At 54.5% G+C, this 7,147-nt stretch carries 8 protein-coding genes; 1 reads left to right on the forward strand and 7 read right to left on the reverse strand.

The window, feature by feature from the left end:
* Positions 1-275: 275 nt before the first annotated feature.
* Positions 276-1,268: a diacylglycerol/lipid kinase family protein gene (locus tag IEY43_RS17920; protein ID WP_188950377.1), complete on the reverse strand. Its 993-nt coding sequence runs from the start codon at positions 1,266-1,268 to the stop codon at positions 276-278.
* A gap of 184 nt (positions 1,269-1,452) precedes the next feature.
* Positions 1,453-1,653 (reverse strand): hypothetical protein, encoded by a 201-nt coding sequence (locus tag IEY43_RS18295; protein ID WP_229777490.1) that lies wholly within the window; start codon positions 1,651-1,653, stop codon positions 1,453-1,455.
* On the opposite strand from IEY43_RS18295, the gene IEY43_RS17925 reads away from it, so the two are divergent.
* Positions 1,583-1,969 (forward strand): PGPGW domain-containing protein, encoded by a 387-nt coding sequence (locus IEY43_RS17925; RefSeq protein ID WP_229777489.1) that lies wholly within the window; start codon positions 1,583-1,585, stop codon positions 1,967-1,969. The genes IEY43_RS18295 and IEY43_RS17925 overlap by 71 nt on opposite strands.
* Positions 1,970-2,038: 69 nt before the next feature.
* On the opposite strand, the gene IEY43_RS18525 is transcribed toward IEY43_RS17925, so the two are convergent.
* The 5 genes from IEY43_RS18525 to IEY43_RS17950 all read right to left on the reverse strand — a co-directional run.
* Positions 2,039-2,446: a LapA family protein gene (locus IEY43_RS18525; RefSeq protein ID WP_374189877.1), complete on the reverse strand. Its 408-nt coding sequence runs from the start codon at positions 2,444-2,446 to the stop codon at positions 2,039-2,041.
* Between the two features lie 64 nt (positions 2,447-2,510).
* Positions 2,511-2,978: a hypothetical protein gene (locus IEY43_RS17935; RefSeq protein WP_188950383.1), complete on the reverse strand. Its 468-nt coding sequence runs from the start codon at positions 2,976-2,978 to the stop codon at positions 2,511-2,513.
* Between the two features lie 345 nt (positions 2,979-3,323).
* On the reverse strand, positions 3,324-4,442 hold the full coding sequence (locus IEY43_RS17940; protein ID WP_188950385.1) for a fatty acid desaturase family protein: 1,119 nt from the start codon (positions 4,440-4,442) through the stop codon (positions 3,324-3,326).
* 1,556 nt (positions 4,443-5,998) lie between these two features.
* Complete coding sequence (locus tag IEY43_RS17945; protein WP_131089371.1) at positions 5,999-6,202, reverse strand: cold-shock protein; 204 nt, start codon at positions 6,200-6,202, stop codon at positions 5,999-6,001.
* Between the two features lie 485 nt (positions 6,203-6,687).
* Positions 6,688-7,147 (reverse strand): fatty acid desaturase family protein (locus IEY43_RS17950; RefSeq protein WP_188950387.1); only part of this gene is annotated, 460 nt, incomplete at its 5' end.

The following is a 7,147-nucleotide window of genomic DNA, read 5'->3' on the forward strand; positions in this document are numbered from 1 at the left end:
TTGGCGACATGCCCGGGGTCCCGGGTGTTGGTTTTAGGTGGCTACACTCTCAATCCTGAAGAGCCCAATTACCTTGCTGCCATTCAATTGCCGTGACAACATTTGGACTATTGGCCAACTAGGGATGCGACACCACGCTGGGATCTATCGAAGGACAGTTTTCATCATCCCGAGATGGCGAGTCCCCGGCAGACCAACGGGCGGTACTCTACGAGGCGACTTTGCCAATCCTTGGGCCGAGTGGCCATGCGGAGCTTTCGTCTGGGAGGTCCCGGCTATGTCATCCGTCGTAGGTCACGATCATGTTCCGGCGTAGCGGTCTTGATCATCAGCGCTCCGGGAAGGATTTGCGCAGCGAGGCCGGTAACTGCACCGAAGCTGTCGCCGTCGAGTTCTATGGCTCTCGGGCTGGTAAAGGTTGCTTCGAAACGCTGTCCCTGGAGATAGGTCAGTGAAGCGTGGTTCAAAGCGTAGGAAATGATTTCCTGGCCAAGCGACGACCGGCGAGTAAGTCCTTGCAGAGCCAGTCGTGCTGCGATTCTGGCCCACGACAGACGCCCAGTTGGTTTCAGAAGTGCCACATCCAGGATGCCGTCATTGAGACGTGCGGAGGGGAGTAGCAGCATGTTACCTGTCAGTGTCCCGCAGTTGCCGATGATAACGGTGTGGGCATGGGCCCGAGCCAGGCCTTGGCTGTCGATTCGGTACGTCAGCTGAAAAAGCTTGTGCGAGATCACTGATCGGGCGATGGGTACGCTGTAGGCAGCCCAGCCTAGGTATTTTTTCATGTGAGTGCTGGTGTGAGCGGCCATGTCCGCATCCAGTCCTAGTCCTGCCATGACGAGGAACATTTGGGTACTGTGCGACCCCTGAGCCTGTTCCAGGTCTATGACAACCATATCGACGTACGTTGTGCTCCCTTGGAAGGCGGTGAGGATGCAGGCTTCGAAGTTATGGAGTGGTGTTTTGAGATTCCTTGCCAGAAGGTTGCCCGTGCCGCATGGAACTAGGGCTAATGGAATCTTACTGCTGGCCAGAGCACTGGCAACAGCTCGAATGATTCCGTCGCCCCCTACGACTATTACTACGTCGGGATGATTGGTGCGCGCTTGTCGTACGGCGCTAGTACCGAAATCTCCGGGACCGGTAGGGTGCCAGGTCGTTGGTGCCCAGTGTTGTTGGGCTTCCTGGATTCGAACCTGCTTTTTCAGTTCATTTAGCGGCGCTTTTACCGGGTTGTAAATGACTGCCGCGCGGGGTGGTGTCATTGCTCCCCCCTTAGACCGAAATGGGTTCTTTTCCAAGTATCGGCAATATCCAGTTGAGAATCTATCGGCTCTTTCATCGTTTGTCGGGATGACAATGTTTTGAATTGCTGGAGTCGAGCAATGTGCCGAACACATGGTATCTGTGAATCTGCGGAGATTGCGACCTGTTCTTGCTGCAGGGGGTTTAGTCTAAAGCTCTGGCGATGACGGTGGCGTTGTCGCCCAAGGTTGGAGGCCACATGTCTTCGGTGAAGAAGGCGAAATGGTGGTTTTTGGTGTGGTTGAAGTTCCGCTTCATCGAGATCGCTGGCTGGTTGCTGGTCGCAGCCGGTGTTGCCGCACTGGTTCTTCCGGGTCCAGGCTTGTTATTGATCGCTGCTGGCATGGCTCTCCTAGCGATGCGCTACGAATGGGCTAGAAAGCTCTTAAGGCCTATCAAACGACAAGCCATGCATTTAGCCCGACAAAGCGTGCAAACTTGGCCTCGCGTAGCCTTTAGCCTCCTAGTCTCGGGCCTTCTCGTCGGGCTGGGTATCTTGTGGGGCATTGGTTTGCCGGTGCCGCGATGGTGGCCAGCTAATCCTCGCTGGTGGTTGTTCGGAGGGTGGGGTACAGGCGCAACCCTGCTGGCATCTGGGGTGGTGGCTCTGGGAACAATAATTTACAGCTTTCGTCGTTTCCGTCCTCGGGCCCCGTCTTAGAGGGAGTGGCAAACAGCATTGTTATCAAAGCAAGCTCGCCAGACTCGATGACTGTTTGCTCTGCACGTCTTAATGATCGAGCTTCTTTCGTTGCGTTGCGGTTGTGGAACGCAATTGCATGATACGAGCGACGCCAACAATTGCGATGACCAGCCCGCCCGCGACAGCGGACATGAACAAAGCCAGTCCGAGACCGACCGAGCCGCTCCATCCGAAGTACTGCAATGGGACTGAGACTTGGTTCTGTGCGATAAATACGATTAGAAGCACCAAGAGCAAGAGTCCGACGACCATGGACACCCACAACACTCCTGTTCGAGTAACGCGTGGTCGATTACGACGGGCATCTGACCAGACTGTTGTCGCTGACTGTTCCTGAGGGGTCTCAGAGACACTGAATTGCGCGTTATTGCCCTGTGCTGAGACATGGGTGGTACGGGGTAGTTGTTGTGGCGGGATACTGGATGATTTGTTCATGGTTGATTCTCAATCCGAGGTTTGCGACGGACGGTGCGTGCTGTGTCCGGGCCGCCGAGTTTATTTAGATAGACTGGTCAGTTTCGACTTGAAGACCGAAAGAGATAGAACTGGCTAGGGTTTGGACAGCCTGGGCACGGTGGCTTTCTTCGTTGGTTTCCTTTTTGAACCGAGCTTCAGCTGCTCTGCGGTGCTGCTGGAATACTTCACTTTGTCGGGCTAGGACACGGGTAATCGCGAAAGCCAATCCATCGCGGAGTTCCTCGAGAGAGGTGTTGGAAATTTCCAGGCGCCGGTTAGAGATCCCGAGTTCAACGTCGGTGTATCCGGCGGAGGCAAGCTCTTGCTTGACGGTAGGACTGAGGATGTTATGAATCTCTTCAAGCTCGGGCCTCCGGTTGAATACTACGGCGATCATGTATTTTTCAGGGGCGCTATCGGTGAAGAGTGTTGCTGGCAAGGAATCTATCAGCACATTGCCCACGGTGAGGGGGTCGCGAACTGTGGGCGTCGGGTATGGTTCGTAGTTCATGGACCATCAGCTCTGATCTTTCGGTTGGTGGAGATGGAGCGGATTAATCGAGCGATCGTGGAATCGCAGGAGCAATGGGTGGAGTACCTGGCCTGTCTGGATGTTTTTCAGGCCCTAGATTCGGTTCTTGGGTACTGAACGCGACTCGATGCCAGCCGCAGAATGTGCAAGTCCAGAGCACTTCGCGCATAGTGACTTCTACGTCCTGTTGCATTCCTTCATCATGGCCGCCATCGTTGTCCCATCTTCGTAGCTGATATTCCTCGTCTTGATAGCGACGTGTTTCCGTTTCCACTAGGGAATTTCTGAGACAACGCGGGCATCTGCTGGGCTTTTCCATGAGGATCACACTGCGCCTTTCGTTTGTGTTGCGACGTGGTTTGGTGCTGCTGGCAGGATGATCTGGGGGGAGTATTGAAACGATCCCAGCGGGCAGATGTAGTCGTTGCTTCGCCCGATACCTACCCGGTTCACGTATAGATAGACGCGGCGATAGCTTTCGGTGAGTGAAACTTTGGTGTAGGGAACGCCGACGCTACGACAGTGTTGCTCGACGAGGACAGCGAGCTTGCGGAGGGTGAATCGTGGAGCGGTCGGGAAAAGGTGATGCTCTATCTGATTATTAAGTCCGCCCATCAACCAGGCCAAGAACGCATTTGATTGGATGTTTCTGCTGACGAGGACTTGGCATAGCAAGTAATCGCTTCTGCGTGCGTCAGTGATGAGGGGCATTCCTTTGTGATTCAGTGCAAAGACCATGCCTAAATAGAATCCGAAGAGTCCCAGATGGATTCCGACTATGGCACCAGCAATCCCGGGGGAAAGGATCCAGATCATCAAGATCACCACTGTGGAATGGTTAATGGCGATGAGGGTGATCTGCAGGGAACGGTATTTTACGACTCCCGAACGAAGCAGGTGTTTCCAACTTGCGACGTAGATGGAAATCCCTTCGAGGAACATCAGGGCGAAGAGCAACATGCCTTGATGCGTGACAAATATCCGGATTGGTTTCCAGCTCGTGAAGCCCGTCATCTTCGGTTTGGCCCGGATGATGGGAAGTTTTACGTCTGGATCTAAAGCCATATGATTTGGGTTGCGATGATGCGCCGAATGTTTGTGCTGCCACCAGCTGTAGCTGGCCCCAACAACAAGTGCAGCGGTCACGACAGCGAAAATTTCATTGTGTGCGGGGTTGCGGAAGATTTGGAAATGGGCGCCATCATGAACAAGAAAAGCGAAGTGCACGAGGAGGAATGCGCTGCACATCGCCACCATGACTTGCCACCAGGAATCACCGATCAAAACGAAGGCGGCAACAGTGAATGCAAGAAGTAAGGAAAGTTCGAGAGTCAACAGCACGTACTTAAGCTGGCGCGGTCGGAGCAGGTTTTGCTCTTTGGCTTGCGTGACCAATTCCCTCATTCGTGTAGGGTAGTTGGCGGCGATGGCTGAGGTGTTCATCAGATAATCCACGGGCGAGAAGAAAATTGTTCAAGGAAGACTACGGGGGCTGCATAAGTCCGGGGAGCCGATTAACCACGAATGATCATTTTCCGGTTCAACACTGATGCTTTGATCTGAACGTCATGTCACATAAGGTGAATGGCACAAAAGCTATACGCCGGCGGGAGTCTTCAGCACCTATACGTTGGTGGTGGATGAGCCTCTCTTTTTCAGTTTACGCCTGATCGCGGGTGATTGCTCTGCTAGCTCGCTGTTAGTTCTAGTCCAAGACCCTGCAAATGCTCCAGTATCTGATGCCCGGCCTGTCTCCGCTTCAACGCAAAGTTGGATAGACCCTTTAGCGCTATAGGGTTTGCCGACGGTCTGTTCTCATTTTCCTAATGATCGTTCTCGTGGGCCTCGGATACGGTTGGCTGTGGGTGCCATTCGGAAAATTTAGCGTCAATGAGACGACCAGGTGCTAAGCCACCAGCTCCGACGCTTTGAGAATCGGGTGAGGGGTCTGTCGATAGTGTTCGGCCGCATGCTTTTCACGGTGCAGCTGCCCATGCATGATGCTCACCGTGCTGAGATTTATTCCCTGGGACAACCAGAAGGCATGGATCGGCTCGGGAGCCTGGAGGATGATCCACCCACTATTCGACGTGCTGAGGATCAGGACATCTTTGTATCCGCTAGGTTTGTACACCGGTATCCCCGATGAGCCGCTCGCACCGATGGGTGACCTTCCCACGCCGCGTGTTGGCGACGAAGCATCAGTGACTTGCTGGTCCCTGCGAAGGTGGGGGCTATCGGCAACCAGCTGTTTTTCAACATCGGCACGGATAGACCGCGCTGTCACGTGGAAGCCGTGCACTTCTCAGAATTATTCGGGGATCGCATGGGTTTTTCCCTGCTTCCCTGAGAGGTTTGCGCGGAGTCAGATTCCGTTTGCTGGCCGCCAGTTCCTTTTCAGCCCGGCGGTATCCGCCTGCTCCTTGGGCGGCTTGCTTTTGAAGGCGCCAGTATTCGTGCGCGCCTAGTTGTGGGTGATTGCTGCGACCCGCGTCTCTCAACTACCTGCTAGGAATGCAGTCCATGGGCTCGTAGGCAGCCTAGGACCCCGGTGTTTTAGATGGAGTGCTCGTAGTCCACGCGTTAGTTGATTTCTTGGACTGGGCTGGGGCTGCGTTGAAGTGGTCGGCCCGGCTGGTGCGATCCAGACTCTATTCCTGGACATGGCCCGAGCAGTCGGGAATGGAATTCGAATTCATGGTGGAGTGTGTTCTTGTTCTGCATACCACTGCAGGGGCTAAGTTGCCACGAAACGGTGGTCTTGCTTCCCCCTGGCAGGCAGGGTGCCGGACCACTTGAAACTCATCTAATGAGCGTCACGCGTTGCGTCGATCGTGGGCATGCCATACCTGACTAAAGTAATCTAAGTCACGTCGGAAGGTTGATTGCTTTCCGGTGATCCCCAATGTACTGATGCACGGGAATAAGTAAAAGTAAAAGCAAGACGGGACGGGCCCTTGGCCCATCCCGTCTTGCTTTTTAAGTTTATCTAGGTGCGCTTAGCGAACCTGGATCTCAGTTGCCTGAGGGCCCTTGGGGCCAGCTTCCAGCTTGTACTCGACCGTTTGGCCTTCTTCAAGGTTCTTGAATCCGAAGCTCTGAATTGCACTGTAATGTGCGAATACGTCGGCGGATCCATCGGATGGTGCGATAAAGCCGAAGCCCTTTTCGGAGTTGAACCATTTTACGGTGCCAGTAGCCATGTGTGTTCCTATTCGTTCGTCGTAAATAACGACTGTTTATGCTTGCGCCGCTATCGCGATGCAGTATGAGTCTTTGGTGTATCTCGTGATGATTCAGTGAAGCTTGAGAAAGCTTAAAGGCTACCCGATCGTCGATTCCTGAGATTGGGTGGCAAGAATGCTTCAGTGGAGACAGTTTCATGGTCGATCGAACTAGGCTGCTAAGCCTCGGATGTTCGGTCGAATGCCCTACGTGAGAAGCAGGGACGAATATTTCAAGTGACGCTATTCGCTCTCGTGGAATTATTTTCCGAGGAGGCGCTTATTAAAAATCCAACGTAGATCCACAGCAGCGGTTCATTAGTTCGCGTTTCTGAATCTGTTAATTTCAACTTTACCATGTTTCGAGGAACAAGGGATTGAGAAGCGCCAGACTTTGATTATTCTCGCTTCCGCCCTCGACGCTCAGCCACCTGTGATGTTCCCATCCGTCACGGCAGGATCGTTTACGGGAGGCGGTATCCGGAGACCATTGGGCAGTCGAACGGGTCGCGGGCCGAGAGGCCGACCTTGTTCAGGTAGGTGATGACCTGGGCGTAGGATTCGCGCACGCTGGCCACGGTGTAGGGGATCTGGTGCTCGGCGCAGTAGGCGCGCACGATGTTCGATACCCCGGCCAGGTTGGCGCGTGGCATCGAGGGGAACAGGTGGTGTTCCACCTGGTAGTTCAGGCCGCCGTAGACGTGGGAGAGCACCTTGTTGCCGAAGCCGGTGCGGGCCATCACGTTGCGTCCGGTGAGTACCTGGCGGGAGAAGAAGTCGATGCGGGCGTCGGCGGGGACCATTGGCATGCCCTTGTGGTTGGGGGCGAAGGAGGCTCCCATGTAGACGCCGAAGACGGCCAGCTGCACGCCGAGGAAGGCGAAGGCCATGCCGACCGGGAGGAAGAGGAAGACCGCGCCCAGG

Origin of the sequence: Glutamicibacter protophormiae, from assembly GCF_014647495.1 — a bacterium.
Classification (GTDB): domain Bacteria; phylum Actinomycetota; class Actinomycetes; order Actinomycetales; family Micrococcaceae; genus Glutamicibacter; species Glutamicibacter protophormiae.